Annotated in this window: 17 protein-coding genes and 1 pseudogene; 14 read left to right on the top strand and 4 right to left on the bottom strand. The window is 54.9% G+C overall.

Going from position 1 to position 17,977, the window contains the following annotated elements; translation table 11 throughout:
• Positions 1-163: 163 nt before the first annotated feature.
• Complete coding sequence (locus tag ACMXYI_RS28955) at positions 164-655, bottom strand: hypothetical protein (protein WP_415770447.1); 492 nt, start codon at positions 653-655, stop codon at positions 164-166.
• 725 nt (positions 656-1,380) lie between these two features.
• Between ACMXYI_RS28955 and ACMXYI_RS28950 the strand changes: the two genes are divergently transcribed.
• From ACMXYI_RS28950 to fabF, 10 genes and pseudogenes are all read left to right on the top strand, one after another.
• The gene (locus ACMXYI_RS28950) at positions 1,381-2,394 is read left to right on the top strand and encodes a glycosyltransferase family 2 protein (protein WP_415770445.1); all 1,014 of its coding nucleotides are present in this window, start codon (positions 1,381-1,383) and stop codon (positions 2,392-2,394) included.
• A gap of 465 nt (positions 2,395-2,859) precedes the next feature.
• Positions 2,860-3,825, top strand: coding sequence for a glycosyltransferase family A protein (locus ACMXYI_RS28945; protein WP_415770443.1), 966 nt, complete (start codon positions 2,860-2,862; stop codon positions 3,823-3,825).
• A gap of 8 nt (positions 3,826-3,833) precedes the next feature.
• Positions 3,834-5,054, top strand: a complete 1,221-nt coding sequence (locus ACMXYI_RS28940; RefSeq protein WP_415770441.1) for a glycosyltransferase family 4 protein — start codon at positions 3,834-3,836, stop codon at positions 5,052-5,054.
• Between the two features lie 16 nt (positions 5,055-5,070).
• The gene (locus tag ACMXYI_RS28935; RefSeq protein WP_415770439.1) at positions 5,071-6,000 is read left to right on the top strand and encodes an NAD-dependent epimerase/dehydratase family protein; all 930 of its coding nucleotides are present in this window, start codon (positions 5,071-5,073) and stop codon (positions 5,998-6,000) included.
• Between the two features lie 145 nt (positions 6,001-6,145).
• Positions 6,146-6,397, top strand: a complete 252-nt coding sequence (locus tag ACMXYI_RS28930; RefSeq protein ID WP_415770438.1) for a hypothetical protein — start codon at positions 6,146-6,148, stop codon at positions 6,395-6,397.
• 109 nt (positions 6,398-6,506) lie between these two features.
• Positions 6,507-6,970, top strand: a pseudogene (locus ACMXYI_RS28925) (glycosyl transferase); the annotation flags it as partial.
• 107 nt (positions 6,971-7,077) lie between these two features.
• A complete protein-coding gene (locus ACMXYI_RS28920; protein ID WP_415773995.1) occupies positions 7,078-9,072 on the top strand; it encodes a polysaccharide biosynthesis protein in 1,995 nt (664 codons plus the stop codon).
• A gap of 112 nt (positions 9,073-9,184) precedes the next feature.
• Complete coding sequence (locus tag ACMXYI_RS28915; protein ID WP_415770437.1) at positions 9,185-9,520, top strand: ComEA family DNA-binding protein; 336 nt, start codon at positions 9,185-9,187, stop codon at positions 9,518-9,520.
• A gap of 205 nt (positions 9,521-9,725) precedes the next feature.
• Complete coding sequence (locus ACMXYI_RS28910) at positions 9,726-10,520, top strand: SDR family NAD(P)-dependent oxidoreductase (RefSeq protein ID WP_415770436.1); 795 nt, start codon at positions 9,726-9,728, stop codon at positions 10,518-10,520.
• Between the two features lie 32 nt (positions 10,521-10,552).
• A complete protein-coding gene (gene fabF, locus ACMXYI_RS28905; RefSeq protein ID WP_415770435.1) occupies positions 10,553-11,827 on the top strand; it encodes a beta-ketoacyl-ACP synthase II in 1,275 nt (424 codons plus the stop codon).
• Here the strand turns inward: fabF and ACMXYI_RS28900 are convergent.
• Positions 11,824-12,381 (bottom strand): TetR/AcrR family transcriptional regulator, encoded by a 558-nt coding sequence (locus ACMXYI_RS28900; RefSeq protein WP_415770433.1) that lies wholly within the window; start codon positions 12,379-12,381, stop codon positions 11,824-11,826. The two genes, fabF and ACMXYI_RS28900, sit on opposite strands and share 4 nt — an antisense overlap.
• A 176-nt stretch (positions 12,382-12,557) precedes the next feature.
• Here ACMXYI_RS28900 and ACMXYI_RS28895 point away from each other — a divergent pair, with 176 nt between their 5' ends.
• A complete protein-coding gene (locus tag ACMXYI_RS28895) occupies positions 12,558-13,211 on the top strand; it encodes a GntR family transcriptional regulator (protein ID WP_415770431.1) in 654 nt (217 codons plus the stop codon).
• A gap of 15 nt (positions 13,212-13,226) precedes the next feature.
• Positions 13,227-14,078 carry an urea carboxylase-associated family protein gene (locus ACMXYI_RS28890; RefSeq protein ID WP_008148761.1) on the top strand — a complete coding sequence of 284 codons (852 nt, stop codon included), beginning with the start codon at positions 13,227-13,229 and terminating at the stop codon, positions 14,076-14,078.
• A 43-nt stretch (positions 14,079-14,121) separates the two neighbouring features.
• Here the strand turns inward: ACMXYI_RS28890 and ACMXYI_RS28885 are convergent, their stop codons facing one another.
• Positions 14,122-14,289, bottom strand: coding sequence for a DUF2897 family protein (locus ACMXYI_RS28885; protein ID WP_008006000.1), 168 nt, complete (start codon positions 14,287-14,289; stop codon positions 14,122-14,124).
• Between the two features lie 124 nt (positions 14,290-14,413).
• Complete coding sequence (gene eat / locus ACMXYI_RS28880; RefSeq protein WP_033055766.1) at positions 14,414-15,778, bottom strand: ethanolamine permease; 1,365 nt, start codon at positions 15,776-15,778, stop codon at positions 14,414-14,416.
• Positions 15,779-16,182: 404 nt separating this feature from the next.
• On the opposite strand from eat, the gene kdpF reads away from it, so the two are divergent.
• Positions 16,183-16,272 (top strand): K(+)-transporting ATPase subunit F, encoded by a 90-nt coding sequence (gene kdpF / locus ACMXYI_RS28875; protein WP_007899818.1) that lies wholly within the window; start codon positions 16,183-16,185, stop codon positions 16,270-16,272.
• A gap of 8 nt (positions 16,273-16,280) precedes the next feature.
• Entirely contained in the window at positions 16,281-17,975 is a 1,695-nt protein-coding gene (kdpA, locus tag ACMXYI_RS28870; RefSeq protein ID WP_415770428.1) for a potassium-transporting ATPase subunit KdpA, read from the top strand.
• Positions 17,976-17,977 lie beyond the last annotated feature (2 nt).

Below are 17,977 nucleotides of genomic sequence, written 5' to 3'. Positions count from 1 at the left end.
TCACGACTGGCTGCTCATCTCCAGTCCCGGGCAGCATCCTGCCCGCGACCGCAAAAGCGAACGTTGATGGGTAGATGTGTTTCGGGGAGTGAGGAGGACTGCAGTTGCGTGAGGCGGGGCGCGCGATCACGAGCAGATCCAAGAAGATGTTGACAGGCCCGCATTAGATATTATTCGCCAAGTATTGACCGTGACGCTTGCGGCGATTTGTTCTCGCTAAGGACCGGGCGCGTTTAGTGAGAGGACTGAAGCCTCCATCGTGCAATCTGCGCAGGAGGCAAGAAGTCAGGCTGGTTTCAGCTTTCCAGTGGTTGCGGTGGATGCTTACTGGATTCAACAGGGGGAAGGTGGTCGCGGTATAGCTCTTGGTGAACGCATCTCGCCACCGGGTGAATCGGCCTGCGCGGCTCTCGTCTTCCACATTGCTGATGGGGTCAGCCTGCGAATAGGCAGGGGCACCAGAAAAAAATGTGGGGTCCCTAGTCACGTTGTGCACGAAAAAACGTCTTTCATCCCGATCCAGTGGGATAGGATTCTCGCGGTTACCTGGGTAGTTAAGTGCATTGACGCATTTGACCACTTGATCAGATATGGGCAGCCAGTCCAGCACAAATTTTGTATCTATCAACCTTGCACCGCCTGTAACCGACGTCATTCTAAATCCCTGAAGCTTGGCTTATTCCCCTAAAAATGTTACCTAAGGGTAGGTTTGTGTGTCTCTATTTGTATTCGTTGAGGCTGATCGGACGCTCACCTTTGGCGCTTGTCCAGTAGCTGTTGACCATAGCGCCGCAGATTGTAATCCAGAGTGGGTGAATTTTCTATTGTCATCGGCTCGGCGTAACCGCCCGCCTATGGAGTGACACATAACATCAGTAATATTGCCTTGCGCCATCCAGCAACAACCAGCTGCCTGTCAGACGTCCGTACTCGGCACACCGCGCACCACTGGGATACCTGATCCTGAGCGCCCCATAGGTTTGGGAAAGCCAGCCGCTATAGAGTTGATTGTCAAAACTCTGTAACCACTCCCGGACAGGGCCTTGAAAATGCAATTAAAAGTCAAAGCAATCTCCTCCTATCACCGGCACCAACACTGCCATGCGATATCCTCCACCAGCTACTATTCTACAATCTCGAAGGTCCGGCACCGCGTGGCTCATGAGCGCCTCCGCTGGAGATCAGGCATGTGCTAATGCGTCTGAGCGCGAAATTTCATCGTGGCTGACATGTTCAATGCCAGCGTTCGAACGTCCATTTCCAGAAAATAAGCTCTTGCTGCAGCCTCAGCGGGTCAAGCTCTCTCGGCCAGCGAACATCCCGCTTAGACCTACGCAGCCACTAAGGTTACAATACGTCATTTTACTAGCGAAGATCTCTTTGAAAACCCAGCTTACGGAAAAAGATGAGGGTTGCGTCGCTAAATCGGTGAGCGCCTCGAGTGTGTTGCAGGGCGAAAGTGGCGGCATAGATCGCGCCAATGTCGCAATTTTGATGTGCACCTACAACGGATCATCATTCCTGCGGGAGCAGCTTGACTCCTTCAGCCGGCAGACCTTGCGTAACTGGACCCTTTACGTTTCGGACGATTCGTCTACTGATGCGACGCGGAGCATACTGGATGATTATCGGCGTCGCTGGGGTGAGGACCGCTTAGTCGTTTTTGACGGCCCTTGCCAAGGCTTCGGAAAGAATTTCATATCACTGCTCAAAAGACCTGAGGTGCAGGCGCGCTATTACGCGTTCAGCGACCAGGACGATATTTGGTTCGATGACAAACTAGAGCGTAGTGTGGACCGTTTGGCGTCATTGCCCGAGCAGCAGCCCGCACTCTATTGCTCGAGAACCAGATTGATTGACGCCGAAGGCAATCCGACCGGGTTCTCCCCGCTGTTCTCTCGCCCGCTTTCTTTTCAGAACGCTCTCGTCCAGAGCATCGCGGGTGCCAACACCATGCTAATCAATCAGGCTGCTCGTAGAGTCCTGTTAAGCGTTCCCGAGAATGCTACCGTGGTAGCGCATGATTGGCTCACCTATATATTGGTCACTGCGTGCGGCGGCCGGGCGTTCTACGACTCGGGAGCAACTCTGGATTATCGCCAGCATGGCGGGAACCTCATCGGGGCGAATGCTGGCTTTAAGGATCGCGTCGTTCGAATTCGCAAGATGCTGTCAGGACGATTCATCGAGTGGAATGACGCGAATTTGGAGATTCTCAGGGCCTTGTCCCCTTTGCTGACTCAGGAAGCCCGAACAATACTTGAGCACTTTGAAACGGGTCGCAACCTAGGCTTGAGAGGGCGGCTCCGCGAGCTTCACAGAGCGGGCATCTATCGTCAGACGCATGGGGCCAACATCAGCCTGATCCTGGCGGCCTGTCTCGGGAGAGTTTGAGGGCCGGGAGAGCGTGTGCACCGCTTTAGGCTGAATAGGAAAGGCAGCCGCAGTGCTGGCCTACTGCATGCCCGCACACAATACCCCTCGGGCCAGCGTATGATAATGTACAAGCGTTTTCAATAGCATTCAGCTCATGAGGGCGGCACATTAATGACCGGTGAAACCAGCCAGCCGAGGCAACATCAACTAGATCACTCAGCATCGGCGGGAGGGTCTGAGTCATCCTGTTGGAGCCCCCTTATCGTACGCACGAAATATGGAAAACTAAAAAAAACCATAACATTGCACGCTGCACTATGCAGAAACCGCCCCGTTTGTTGTTCGGGGCAAAATACGTATTGCAGGGTGGTCCATTTCCTAGCGCGCATGTGCCGTAACCTGGCTGCAGACTGGCACAACAACTGCGCAATGCGTGGATGATAATTAATCCAAATAGCACATCCATTGCTATTAGAGCCTAATATGAATAGCATAAAAGCCTCCATCATAATACCCACAAAGAATCCCGGAAGAATCTTTCAAGAAGTTCTTGATGCGGTTATTGCACAAAAAACTAATTGGCCGTTCGACATAATAGTTATCGACTCCGGCTCCAAGGATGGCACTGTTGAGTTTGTGAAGAGTCGCCCTCAAGCGTCGCTTATAGAGATTCCTGCCAGTGAGTTCGGGCACGGGCGTACACGTAATCTTGCGATCTCGAAATCCAAGGGTGAATTTATTGCCGTTATTACTCATGACGCAAAACCCGTTGACGATAATTGGCTAGCTAACTTGGTTTCCTGCGCAGAAAGTGACGAAAGGATTGCTGGCGTTTTTGGACGTCATATCGCCTACCCACACGCGTCGGTTTTCACAAAGAGGGAGCTGGAGCTGCATTTTAGTGGCTTCAATTTAGTTCCGATTGTTCATCTAGAAGATGAAGATCGATATAATAGCGATGTTGTATATAAGCAGTTTCTACATTTTTTTTCGGACAATAACGCGTTAATCAGGCGCTCGGTGTGGGAGTCTATACCATATCCCGACGTTGACTTTGCTGAAGACCAGGCATGGGCAAAGCTGATTATTGAAGCCGGATATTATAAAGCGTACTCCGAAGCGGGCGCAGTGTATCACTCTCATGACTATACCTTGTTCGAGCGCTTTCAGCGTAGCTTTGACGAGAGCTACGCATTTCGGCGTTTTTTCGGATACGTTCTTTCTCCAGATCTCAAGTTCATGATCAGATCTGTAGGCGCGCTAAGTTTGCGTGATATTAGCTTTGCTAAAAAAACCGGGTTGATAAAGACCTCCCCTGGAACGGTCCTTCACGCGGTGGTAGATAATTTGATGAGGGTTCTTGGACACTACTTGGGAGCAAAAGGCGACAGATTGCCCGCTGCGATTGTAAGTCGTATATCTCGCGATAAAAAGTTGTTTGCACAGTAGGGATTTTCATGAATTTTATAGTTGCCAAGAACAAAGCCAAACAAGCGATAAGCTATCATCGCACGCACGGCTTACTACCTTTGCTTAAAAAAACGATAGAAAGCCTCAGGTCTGATAGGACGGCAATTTTTAAAAAAAATGACGTTCTGGGTACTTATGATTTTGCGCTCTACAACCCTTCAGGTGTGACCTATCAGGAGGGTAGCGCTGAAGCAAATACTATTACATGGGTTGTGCCTGCCTATGGAAAAGGATCAGGTGGACATCTCAATATTTTCCGGTTCGTATTTCTACTGGAGGCGCTCGGCTATGAGTGTCGGGTTGTAATCGTCGGATCTCACCCGGAATACGATACCAAAGAAGCAAAGAAGCAGATTGCTGACTGGTTTTTCCCATTGAAAGCTCAAGTCTATGACGGGATGGCTTCTGTTCCAGCCTCTTACTACACGATGGCAACATCCTGGCAGACCGCATACTATGTCCGTAACTTTCAAAATACCAAGTATAAATGTTACTTTGTCCAGGATTTTGAGCCTTATTTTTACGCAGTCGGATCGGAGTCAGCGTTGGCCGAAGCTACTTATTCTTTCGGCTTCGACAGTATAACTTCCGGGGATTGGTTAGCGAAAAAGCTTTGCGCTGAATATGGCTCTAAGACATATCCCATTAGTTTTTCATATGACCGAGCTTTGTACAGAGTTATAGAGCGGAGACAGCCAGAAAATAAAAAAGTCTTCTTCTACGCTCGCCCTCCCACCCCGCGACGCGCGTTTGAACTTGGACTAATCACGTTGAACGAAGTCGTCAAAAGAGTTCCTGGCGTCGAGATAGTATTTGCTGGCTGGGATGTTTCATCCTTTAAAATCCCGTTCGATCACATTAATGCAGGGACCATGGATGTCAGCGACCTGCCAGATCTCTATAATCAGTGCGATGTTGCTCTTGTGCTGTCTTTTACGAACCTGTCTCTCCTTCCTCTAGAGCTGATGGCGTGCGGAGTGCCGGTTGTCAGCAACCGTGCTCCTTGCACGGAGTGGCTGTTGAACGATCATAATTCGGTACTTACTAAAGCGGTCCCTGAAAGTCTTGCTGACGCTATTTGTGAGCTATTACAGAATCCGGAGAAGCATGCCGCAATTCGCTCTGAAGGGCTGAAAACAGCTAATATCTCTAGCTGGGAATACGAGGCTGAAAAACTAAAAAACGCCTTAATTGAAATTGATAACTAATTTGCAGGGATTGGTGATGCAAAACAACTCTCGTTGTATAGTCTTAGGTGCCAGCGGCTTCATTGGTTCCCGTCTTTGCGAAAAACTCGGGGAGAAATACTCCAATATCAAAGCATTCGGTCGAAACCCTATGTATAAAGATGCATTTAAAAAATGCAAATGGATTGAGGGTGATTTCGCGGATGCGAACCAGATTGCGAACGCCATTGGTGATTGTGATACAGTGATCCATCTCGTTAATGCCTCAACACCAGCAAGCGCGAACATCAATCGTGTTGCTGACCTTCAGGCGAATGTTGTGTCTACGCTGAATCTGCTTGATGCATGCGTAAACTCGGGAGTGAAGAAAGTCATATTTTTGTCTTCGGGTGGCACTGTGTATGGTGTTCCGTCAATTATTCCCACTCCTGAAGCCTCCGAAAATAACCCAATCACCGCCTACGGCGTCAGTAAACTTACGATTGAGAAATATCTTTCTCTGTACTATCACCTGTATAAACTTGACTATTGCGTTCTGCGTGTAGCTAACCCCTACGGCCCATATCAGACTAACAAGAAGAATCAAGGCGTAATTTCTGCTTTCTTCCAACATGCTATACATGACGAGCCGATAGATGTTTGGGGGGATGGCACCGTTGTAAGAGATTACGTATTTATCGACGACGTTGTTAATGCAATTGATCTGGCACTCACTAACAATAGCCCCTATAAGGTCTTTAACATTGGTTCTGGTGTGGGTATTAGTCTCAATGAGATCATCTCGACACTTGAACAGGCGGTCGGAAAATCGCTCGCTGTCAACTATCTACCTGGCCGGAACATGGATATTCCCGTCAGTATATTAGATATAAACCGAGCAAAAAGTCACTTGAACTGGCAGCCTCTGACGCCTTTGCATGATGGCATCATTGAAACTTATAATTGGATAAAATCCTCAGGGTTATAAAGCGCTAGGTATAAAATCGGTGATTTTTTAATAAGCTCGGGATGACTCGATCGTCCCGATTAATTTATTTCATATCTCTTCAGCAATTCAAAGTGGTAAGCGTTGGATTAATCCGCAAACAGCGCCAACAATCGGTGCAATAGAAGTGGTCATCATCTGTCCAGTAGTTATTTATGGTTCGGACGTGGGCGCAAACTTTCAGCAAATGATGCGCTGGCTTGTGATGGGCATTTCACTCCCGTTCGGGGTGGTGACCAATCTTCGAAGTCTTGTGTCACTGGAGAACGTCGTTGATCTGGTCAAAACGTGCCTCGATCATCCCCGGGCCGTGAACCAGGTTTTTCTGGTGAGCGATGATGAGGATGTTTCAACGACCGAGTTGATGCGGCGCCTTTGAAAAAAATAGAGAGTTACTGGGCTGGAGTCCACCCGGAAGTCTGAATGATGGATTGAAGCTGGCGGCGCAGCGCTTTCTGGAGTCCTGCAAAAAATGAGTTATGTGTGACGCGGCAACCTGGCTTCTGGGTTGGATGGGTGGATTGCCGCCCATTGAGATTTTTGGTTCCCATCTCGATTTGGGTTGGGCAGGTCACGTACTGACAGCTTTTTATCTGGTGTCTCATGGACGGAATCGATGGCATTGCCAGTGTAGAAGCGATTTGTGCTTGCCTGGGGTATTCATAATCAATGCAACGTTCACGTTGTTTTGCCGGTTGCTCAGGGTAGACAAGGTTTACGAAGCGCATCGCAGTCACGCCTATCAGTTTGCCTTCCGTCGATTTGGTAGCCATTTACCGGTTACAGTGGCCGTCGGTGCGATCAATTTGCTTTGGTTGTTGCCCATGGCATCAGGCGTTACGCAATTTGGCCTGATTCAAGTCTTGGCATTATTCTGGCCTATGCTCCATTGGTTGTGGTGGCCATCAAATTCCGCGCAGGCGAGCTTGAAAAGCCGCTGATGAAGGACTGAGTAGCAGCGCTGTTATTTAGGTTTTAAAGTGAATGAGATGGGCCTATAAGGTTTCACTACGCTGAAACCGCAGTTGAAGGGAGAGTGCTGAGGTGTTTGAAGAGTTTATGGACAGGGTCAGAGAGCGTCTATTGGCGCTTCCCAGGCGTCAGAAACGACTGATTCAGGTCGGCACAGACATTTTTTTGGTCTGGATTGCTTTGTGGTTGGCGTTCATCGTACGTTTGGGTATTGATGATATGTACAACCCGTTCAGAGTACATTTCTGGCTGTTTGTTTGCGCTCCTGTCGTCGCGATTCCTCTCTTTATCCGCTTCGGTATGTATCGGGCCGTCATGCGCTACTTCGGCAACGACGCCTTGATCGCCATTATCAAGGCCGTCAGTTTGTCGTCGCTGATTCTGGCGCTCGTGGTCTATTGGTACAGCAATCACGAATCTGTGGTGCCGCGCTCCATCGTCTTCAACTACTGGTGGCTCAGTCTGGTCATTATCGGTGGCCTGCGGCTGTGCATGCGCCAGTACTTTATGGGCGATTGGTTCAGCGCAGCTCAGCATGTGCCGTTTACCAACCGCGACAACGGTTTGACCAAAGTCGCGATTTACGGGGCCGGTGTTGCAGGTAACCAGCTTGTTGCAGCATTGCGTATGGGTAAGGTGATGCGTCCGGTCGCTTTTATCGACGACGATGCCAGCATCGCCGATCGATCAATTTCGGGCCTTCAAGTCTACAAACCCAAACATATCCAACAGATGATCGACGTAACCGGCGCGCAGGAAATTCTCCTGGCGCTACCGTCATCGACGCGTGCACGACGTAGGGAAATTCTCACTGTTTTGGAACGTTTCCCACTTCACATCCGAAGCGTTCCAAACTTCACCGATCTGGCCAGTGGCCGGGTTAAGGTCGAAGACATCCAGGAAGTGGATATCGCGGACCTGTTGGGACGCGACTCGGTGCCTGCGCAATCGGACTTGCTCGAACGCTGTATCAAAGGCAAGACCGTGATGGTCACTGGGGCTGGCGGATCGATCGGCGCTGAGCTTTGCCGGCAGATTTTCTCGCTTGGCCCGACGACGCTTTTGTTGTTTGAACACAGCGAATTCAATCTATACAGCATCCTCTCGGAACTGGAGCAGCGCGCTTGTCGTAAGTCGGTTTCGGTCAAATTGTTGCCAATTCTCGGTTCCATCCGCCACCAGGACAAACTTCTGGATGTGATGAAAACCTGGGGTGTGGACACCGTCTACCACGCTGCCGCTTATAAGCACGTCCCGATGGTCGAGCACAACATCGCCGAAGGCGTGCTCAACAACGTCATTGGCACGCTCAACACCGCTCAGGCTGCGTTGCAATCAGGTGTCTCCAACTTTGTGTTGATCTCCACCGATAAGGCCGTACGCCCCACGAATGTGATGGGGAGTACCAAGCGTCTCGCCGAAATGACGCTTCAAGCGTTGAGTCGTGAAATCGCCCCGGTGATGTTCGGTGACAAGGCCAATGTCTCCCGGGTCAACAAGACCCGTTTCACCATGGTGCGCTTTGGTAATGTGCTGGGTTCCTCCGGCTCAGTGATCCCACTGTTCCACAGCCAGATTAAATCCGGTGGCCCGTTGACGGTCACGCATCCGAAAATCACTCGCTATTTCATGACGATCCCGGAAGCCGCGCAATTGGTGATCCAGGCGGGTTCCATGGGGCAGGGCGGTGATGTGTTTGTTCTGGATATGGGCGAGCCGGTGAAGATTGTCGAGCTGGCGGAGAAGATGATTCACCTGTCCGGTTTGAGCGTTCGTTCGGACAAGAATTTGCAAGGCGACATCTCCATCGAGTTCACCGGGCTGCGTCCCGGTGAGAAGCTTTACGAGGAGTTGCTGATTGGCGACAACGTGGCAGCGACGCAACATCCGATGATCATGAGCGCCAACGAAGATCATTTGCCCTGGGATGTGCTCAAAGGCCGATTGAGGGAGTTGCTGATTGCTGTCGATCATGACGATTACAGTCGTGTCCGTCAGCTCCTGCGCGAAACGGTCAGCGGCTACACCCCCGACGGCGATATCGTTGACTGGATCTACCAGCAACGTCGCCTCGAACCCTGATTGTTTCACATCCTGTAACGGACACATTTTTGACAGGCTCCAGACATCGCCTAAGTTTGGGAGGCAGCTTCGGAAAAGCTGCTTTCTCAATTGATGTCATGGAGCGTCATTTATGCGTACTGGCTATTTCTACTCTCTGGTTTTTGCCCTGCTCACCAGCGCCTCTATTGCTGCCATTGCTGCGCCGACGGCCAAGCCCGAGGCTGGCAATGCACCCTTGGTGCTGGAGGTTTCTCCCAAGGCACAGTCCGGCAAGGTCGATCTGAATCAGGCTGATGTGCCAACTCTTCAGCGCGAGTTGTCCGGTGTGGGCGAGGCCAAGGCCAAGGCGATTGTTGCCTATCGTGAGAGTAATGGGCCGTTTGCGTCCGTGGACGAGCTGCTCGAAGTGAAGGGAATAGGTAAAGCCATTCTGGATAAGAATCGCGAGAAGCTTGAGGTGAACTAAGCTTATATGTCAGCGCCAGGGGCCGGTCATTGATCGGCCTTTTTGCTTTCTGGCGAACGCTGTGAGGGTGCGCCTTTCGTCGATATGGGAAAAATTACGGCTATCATATACAGCTAAGATTATGCCTATAATAAATTGGTTTCCGCCAAGCGTTCTGAGCCTCAGGCGCTTGTCTTTCCCTTAGGCATCTTCCAGGAGCACAGTCATGAATTCTGTCCAGTCCCAAGGTACGGCCCTCGTCACCGGTGCTTCTTCCGGTATCGGTGCGATTTACGCCGAGCGGTTGGCGGCGCGTGGTTTTGATTTGTTATTGGTCGCCCGTGATCAAGAGCGGCTGGAAGCAGCGGCTACCAAATTGCGCGCCGAACATGGCGTTCAGGTCGAGGTGCTCAAGGCGGATCTGACACAAAAGGATGATGTGCTGAAGCTTGAACAGCGTCTTCGCAGTGATTCGAGTATCAGCCTGTTGCTGAATAATGCCGGTGTCGCGTCCGAGGGGTTGTTGGCTAACTCAGACATGGATCAGCTGGAACGTTTGATTCAATTGAACGTTACGACGGTAACGCGGCTGGCGTCGGCAGCAGCCGCCAGTTTTGCCAAGGCGGGTCGGGGGACGATCATCAATATCGGGTCAGTGGTGGCGTTGTTTCCCGAGCGCTTCAACGCAACTTACACCGCCAGCAAGGCTTATGTGTTAAGTCTGACGCAGTCGTTGAACGCCGAACTGGATGGCACCGGGGTCAAGGTGCAGGCCGTGTTGCCAGGCGTCACACGTACCGAAATCTGGGAGCGCTCCGGTATTGACGCAACCCAGATTCCGGCGGACATGGTCATGGAAGCCGATGATATGGTCGATGCAGCGTTGTCGGGTCTGGACCAGGGTGAGTTGATCACCATTCCTTCGTTGCCGGATGCGGCCGACTGGGATGCCTTCATTGCGGCGCGTCATGTATTGGCGCCGAATCTTTCCAAAAGTAAGGCCGCCGCGCGTTACAAGTGAGGCGTCATGAATCGGCTTGAGGTATGTGCGGTATGAGTGATCGTCGAATAGTTGTAACGGGCATGGGCCTGGTGTCTCCATTGGGTTCTGGCGTCGAAGCCGTTTGGTCGCGTCTGTTGGCCGGGCGTTCCGGGTTGCGCAATTTGCCGGATGAGGTGGTTGCCGATTTGCCGGCCAAGGTCGGTGGCGCAGTGCCGACACTGGCTGACGATCCCGAGGCGGGTTTTGACCCGGATCGGGCGACGGCGCCCAAAGAGCAGAAGAAGATGGACCGCTTCATTATGTTCGCCATGGAAGCGGCGCGTCAGGCGCTGGAGCAGGCCGGTTGGCAAGCGGCGGACGCCAATGCCCAGGAGCGTACGGCAACCATTATCGGTTCCGGCGTGGGTGGTTTCGGTGCGATAGCGGATGCGGTGCGCACCACGGACAGCCGTGGGCCGCGACGCCTGTCGCCGTTCACCATCCCTTCATTCCTGGTCAACCTCGCCGCGGGTCATGTGTCGATCCAGCACGGCTTCAAGGGCCCATTGGGTGCTCCGGTGACAGCTTGCGCCGCCGGGGTCCAGGCGATTGGTGATGCGGCGCGGTTGATTCGTTGTGGCGAGGCAGACATCGCGGTATGTGGTGGCGCGGAAGCGGCGATCGATCGCGTCAGTCTCGCCGGGTTTGCCGCTGCTCGCGCCTTGTCCAGTGGTTACAACGACACCCCGGAGCGTGCCTCGCGGCCGTTCGACAGTGATCGCGATGGCTTCGTCATGGGGGAGGGCGCTGGCCTTCTGGTGATCGAATCCCTGGAACATGCCTTGGCCCGCGGTGCCCAACCGCTGGCGGAACTGGTCGGTTACGGCACCAGTGCCGACGCCTATCACCTGACGGCGGGTCCCGAGGATGGCAGCGGTGCGCAACGGGCGATGTCACTGGCGTTGGCCCAGGCGGGCATTTCGGCCGCTCAGGTGCAGCATCTCAACGCTCACGCCACCTCGACGCCGGTCGGCGATCTGGGGGAGTTGGCAGCCATCAAGGCATTGTTCGGCACGGATAACAAAATCGCCGTGACATCGACCAAATCGGCCACCGGGCATTTGCTCGGTGCAGCGGGCGGTATCGAGGCGATCTTCACGCTGTTGGCAATTCGCGATCAGGTCGTGCCGGCCACCCTCAACTTCGATAACCCGGACCCCGCCGCCCAGGGCGTGGACATCGTCCACGGTCAGGCGCGACCGATGGCCATCGAATACGCGCTGTCGAATGGCTTCGGGTTTGGTGGGGTGAATGCCAGCGTGCTGTTCAAGCGTTGGGAGGGTTAGTCCCGGGTCTGTTTGAGATAGGCGCGAGTCACGTCGAGAATCCGCTGAGCCAGCTCGGGATTCTCGACACTGCGTGACAGCAGTAAAGCCCCGACCAGTGTCGACATGATGACGATGCTTTGGTCGGCGGCGTCCTCGTCTTCAAGAGTGCCTTGCACTTGTGCGAGCCGTGCGTTGAGCACCACGTCAGTGGTCGGGCTCTGCTGCCTGCGCAGGCCGAGTTCCGATGACATGGTCGGCAACGGGCAACCTTCATCGGGTGAAGTCTGGTGCCATTCGGACAAATAGGTGTCGATGAACGCTTCCAGCGGACGATCTTGAGCGAAGAGCTCAGCGCAAATCACATCGACCTGCTCGCCTGCGGCTTGCAACGCCTTTTCCACCAGTTCGTCTTTGGACTTGAAATGCGAGTAGAAGCCGCCGTGAGTCAGGCCCAGTGCTTTCATCAGCGGTTGCAGACCTGTCGCGCCAATGCCATCGCGGCGAAAGCGCGCTGACGCTTCCTTGATGATGCGTTCGTGGGTCTGGGCTTTATGGTCCTGCGAGTAACGCATCGGGGATCTCCGCAACAATGCGCCATATTAACCAATGAAAATGGGATGGTGATTGTACTTCTACTTCTAAAAAGCATGCAGATGCGTCCAACTTCGTCCTTCTGTCTAGAATAAAGTGGCACGAATAGTGATTACTCATTAACTGACGATTGTTGAACAATCACGAGGCAATGAGTATGAACAGCGGACTGTCCCTGGCTGACCACATCACACTTGAGTTGCGCGCCGACATCATTGGCGGCCGTTTGCTGCCCGGCATGGCGTTGGTGGAAAACGATCTGGTGTCTGCCTACAACGCATCCCGCAATACCATTCGCGAAGCGCTGCATCGCCTGGGGCAGGAAGGTCTGACCCGTTATGTGCGCAACAAGGGCGTGATGGTGCGCAGGCTGGGCATCGAGGACGTGCGGGATCTGTTCAAGGTCAGGCGCACCCTGGAGCTGCAGGCCATCAGCGCGAGTCAGCCGCTGCGCGACTATCAATCCGACCGGATGCTCGAAGCCCTGGAAGCCACCGAGCTTGCCCGGGAGCGCGAAGACTGGCGCGCTGTCGGCACCCACAGCCTGGCTTTCCATCAACACATCGTCGGATTGCTGCGCAGTCCGTTGTTTGATGAGTTCTTCACCAACGTCGTCGCGCAATTGCGCCTGGTGTTCTGCACCGCCCCCGATGAATCTCGTTTTCAGGCGCCCTGGCTGGCGCGTGACCGGCAGATTCATGAGTTGTTGGCCGAGGGCGACAGGCGCGCGGCCGAGGATGCCATGAGCCTGTATCTCGACGATTCCGAACACCTCCTGTTGCAAATGCTTGCCCCAGTTTCCCATCACTGATCGAGGATTCGTGCCATGTACAAAGACTATCCGGCGGCCTATCAAGTCAGCAAAGGCTCAGCCTTGCAGGTGGACAAAGCCTTCTACGAACGGATCCGCGACAAGAAGGACGGGCGCACGCTGATCGAGGAATTCGAAGTGCCGATCCGCACCGGCCGCGCCTGGAAAGTGCCAGCCGGGCATGTGTTTCGCGTGACCACGCCCGTCGGGCCGCAAGTCGGGGATTTCAACGTCTGGAATGCCAACGATCCACGGGAGCGTTTGTGGGCGGCGCGCACCCGGCAATTACAGGGCGCACACGTCAGCACCCATGATCGGCTTTGGTCGAACCTGCCTTTTCTGCGGCCGCTGGTGACCATCACCGATGACAGCCTGGCCGGTTACGGGATCGACGAACATGGCGGTCGCCTGCACGACTTGCTGGGCACTCGCTGCGATCCCTATGTGAACAAAATGCTCACCGGCGAAGACTTCCATCATCACTGCCACTCGAACCTGACCCGCGCAGTGCTACCTCATGGGCTGACCGAGTTCGACGTGCATGACGTGCTGAACATTTTCCAGTGCACGGGCCTGAACCACGATGACATGTACTTCATGAAAGCCTGTCCGGCGCAGAAGGGCGATTACCTGGAGTTTTTTGCCGAAATCGATCTGTTGTGTGCGCTCTCGACCTGCCCGGGTGGTGACCTGTCGCTGGCCATGTGGGGGCCGGATGCGCAGGACCCGCTAAGCGTGTGTCGCCCGCTTGGGGTGGAGATTTATCGGTTGGAGGATTCGTTGCTTGAGGGCTGGAGCCAGCCGGAACGCGCGGCATACAAAGGGCTGCACGGCCTGCACATTGCCAAGGCCGATTGGGAAAAGTAGAAACGCAAAACCCTGTCATTCAATGAGAATGACAGGGTTTGTTTTAGCGGTCCTGCGCATCCTTGGCATCCGCTTCCGCGTTGCGTTCAGCGACGCGTTTGCGTTGCTCTTCGGTCAGTTCGACCTTGTTGGCGGTGTCACGCAACATCATCAAACCACCAACGATCGAGCCGATTGCAACGATCAGAATCAACCAGGCATACCAGGGCATAGGGCTCTCCTTGAGGGCAGGCCGATTGGCGGGTTTTGCCAACCGATCGTGCATACCACTTTGAGCGATTAAATTTCGCAGTGGTTCCATTCTATGCCTGTTCTGACAGCCGCACTTCGCCTGTTTAGAGCCCGGTCAGCATCGCATCCGCCGGCGCATCGGCACGCAGTTGCGCCGTGAGCATGAAGTACACGAACCCCACAGCCATGAAGCCCAGGAAGATCAACCCGATCAACGTGTTGAACCAGGCCATTGCCACCAGGCAGACCACCGCCAGCACCAGCGCAATGAACGGCACCAGCGGATAGCACGGCGCGCGAAAGGTGCGCTCCAGATTCGGTTCGGTTTTGCGCAGTTTGAACAGGCTGAGCATGCTCATGATGTACATCACGATCGCCCCGAATACCGCCATCGTGATCATCGCCGCCGTCAGTGTCATGCCGCCCAGGTTGATCAAACCATCGCTATAAATCGCGGCAATGCCGATCACGCCACCGGCGATGATTGCCCGGTGCGGAGTCTGAAAACGTGACAACTTGGCCAGGGACGCCGGCAGGTAACCGGCCCGGGCAAGGGCGAAGAACTGCCGCGAGTAGCCGAGGATGATTCCGTGGAAACTCGCCACCAGGCCGAACAGGCCGATCCACACCAGCATGTGCAACCAGCCCGAACTTTCGCCAACCACGGTTTTCATCGCTTGCGGCAGTGGGTCGTTGATGTTCGACAGGGTGCGCCAGTCACCGACGCCGCCGGCAAAGAACATCACGCCCATCGCCAGCAATACCAACGTCAGAATGCCGCTGATGTAGGCCTTCGGAATGGTGCGTTTCGGATCCTTGGCTTCTTCGGCGGCCATGGCCGCGCCTTCGATGGCCAGGAAGAACCAGATGGCGAAGGGAATCGCCGCGAACATCCCGGCAATCGCCGGCGCACCGAACACATCGGAACCGGCCCAGCCGTTCAGCGCGAAGTTACTGAAGCTGAACGCCGGGGCGACCACGCCCATGAACACCAGCAGCTCGGCCACTGCGAGAACGCAGACCACCAGTTCGAAGGTTGCGGCCAGTTTCACCCCGAGGATGTTCAGGCCCATGAACACGATGTAGGCGCCGACCGCGGCGTGTTTCGGGTCGAGCGCTGGAAACTGCACGTTCAGATACGCACCGATCGCCAGAGCGATGGCTGGCGGTGCGAAGACAAATTCAATCAGCGTCGCCAGCCCCGCGATCAATCCGCCTTTCTCGCCAAAGGCGCGGCGGCTGTAGGCAAAGGGACCGCCAGCGTGAGGAATCGCGGTGGTCAGTTCGGTGAAACTGAAGATGAAGCAGGTGTACATGGTGGCGACCATGAAGGACGTCACCAGAAAACCGAGTGTGCCTGCCACGCCCCAGCCGTAACTCCAGCCGAAGTATTCACCGGAAATCACCAGTCCGACCGCAATGCCCCACAGGTGCAGCGTGCCCAGCGTGGGTTTGAGTTGTGTGTTCATGCGTTGCTCCCTGAACGGTTTGGAAAGCTCGGGAGAGGGCGTTTGCAGTGGGCGTGCCATTTTGCAGGAGGGCGTCGTAAAGCGCTGAAAGCTGTCGTATCGGGGATGTTCGTGGCTGGATGGGCGCTTTTTGTGCGCCAGTTGGGGGCGTTGTTGCCTGTTCTGCCGTCTTCGCGAGCAAGCCCGCTCCCACATTTGGAATACGTTTGCCCGCACTACGTCGATCCCTGTGGGAGCAGGCTTGCTCGCGAAGAGGCCCGCCCGAACACCGCTGTAACCGCAGCATAAGACCACTCTTTACGCATTCTTTATTCCCCGCCCCACCCCTCGATCTCGCTCCTTTACAGCCTCCCTCCCGACAATGGCTCCACACGCGGCAATACGCCGTAACACGGAGAACTTCCATGAGCGTTCTGGACGGGGTGTCACTGCTACTGGCAGTGGGGCTGTTCATTTATCTGTTGGTTGCGCTGTTGCGCGCGGACCGGAACTAGGAGCGGCTATGCACAGTTATGACTATTGGCTGATCCTGGCCTTCTTTGCCCTGGTGCTGATCCCGGCACCGTTTCTGGGGCGCTTCTACTACAAGGTGATGGAAGGTCAGCGCACCTGGCTTTCGCCGATTCTCGGACCGGTTGAACGCGGGTGTTATCGGGTGGCCGGCGTCGATCCGCAGGCCGAACAGAGCTGGCAGAAATACACCCTGGCCTTGCTCGCTTTCAACCTCGCGGGCTTTTTGCTGTTGTTCGCGATTCTGTTGTTCCAGGATTACTTGCCGCTGAATCCGCAAAACCTACCGGGTCAGGAGTGGACGCAAGCCTTCAATACTGCCGTCAGCTTCATGACCAATACCAACTGGCAGTCCTACAGCGGCGAAGCGACCCTGAGCTACCTGAGTCAGATGGTCGGCCTCACCGTGCAGAACTTCGTCAGCGCCGCCACCGGCCTCGCCGTGCTAGTTGCCTTGTGTCGCGGTATTGGCCGCAAGTCGAGCAAGACCCTCGGCAACTTCTGGGTCGATATGACCCGCGCCACCCTCTACGGCTTGCTGCCGTTGTGCCTGCTGCTGGCGCTGTATCTGGTCTGGCAGGGCGTGCCGCAAACCTTCACTCAGTACGTGAATGCGGTGACCATGCAAGGCGTCAATCAGGTGATCCCGCTCGGGCCGGCCGCCAGCCAGATTGCGATCAAGCAACTGGGCACCAACGGCGGTGGCTTCTTCGGCGTCAACTCGGCGCACCCGTTCGAGAACCCGACGGCGTGGAGCAACCTGTTCGAAGTCGGCTCGATCATTCTGATCCCGGTGGCGCTGGTGTTCACCTTCGGCCACTACGTGAAAGACCTGCGTCAGAGCCGCGCGATCATCGCCTGCATGCTGGCGCTGTTCCTGATCGGCGGCGCGACGTCGCTGTGGGCTGAATACCAGCCGAACCCGACCCTGAACAATGTTGCTGTCGAACAGACCGCGCCGCTGGAAGGTAAGGAAGCACGCTTCGGCACGACCGCCACGGTGCTGTGGTCGGTGACCACCACCGCGGCGTCCAACGGCTCGGTCAACGGCATGCACGACAGCCTCAACCCGCTGAGCGGCATGGTCGCGATGGTCAACATGATGGTCGGCGAAGTGATCTTCGGCGGCGTCGGTGCCGGGCTCTACGGCATGTTGTTGAACGTGTTGATCGCGGTGTTCCTCGCCGGCCTGATGATCGGCCGCACCCCGGAATACCTCGGCAAGAAACTGCAGGCGAGGGAAGTCCAGTTGCTGGTCGTGACCTTGCTGGTCATGCCGGTCGGTGTGCTGGTACTCGGCGCGATTGCCGCGAGCCTGCCTGGCCCAGTTGCAGCGGTGAGCAACCCCGGTGCCCACGGTTTCAGCCAGTTGCTATACGCCTACACCTCGGCCAGTGCCAACAACGGTTCGGCGTTCGGTGGCTTCGGTGCCAACACCGCGTTCCACAACCTGATGCTGGGCCTTGGCATGTTGATCGGTCGCTTCGGTTACATCCTCCCGGTACTGGCGTTGGCCGGCAGCCTGGCGATGAAGAAAACCGCACCGATCGGCCAGAACAGCTTCCCGACCCATGGCCCGCTGTTCGTGACTCTGCTGACCGTGACCATTTTGCTGGTGGGTGGTTTGACCTTCCTGCCGACATTGGCGCTGGGTCCTATTGCTGAACATCTGAGCCTGGGCTTCTAAGG

It is taken from the genome of Pseudomonas lyxosi, from assembly GCF_047758685.1.
Taxonomy (GTDB): domain Bacteria; phylum Pseudomonadota; class Gammaproteobacteria; order Pseudomonadales; family Pseudomonadaceae; genus Aquipseudomonas; species Aquipseudomonas lyxosi.
Note: the sequence above shows the minus strand (reverse complement) of the source record. Positions and strands in the feature narration are given on the sequence as shown.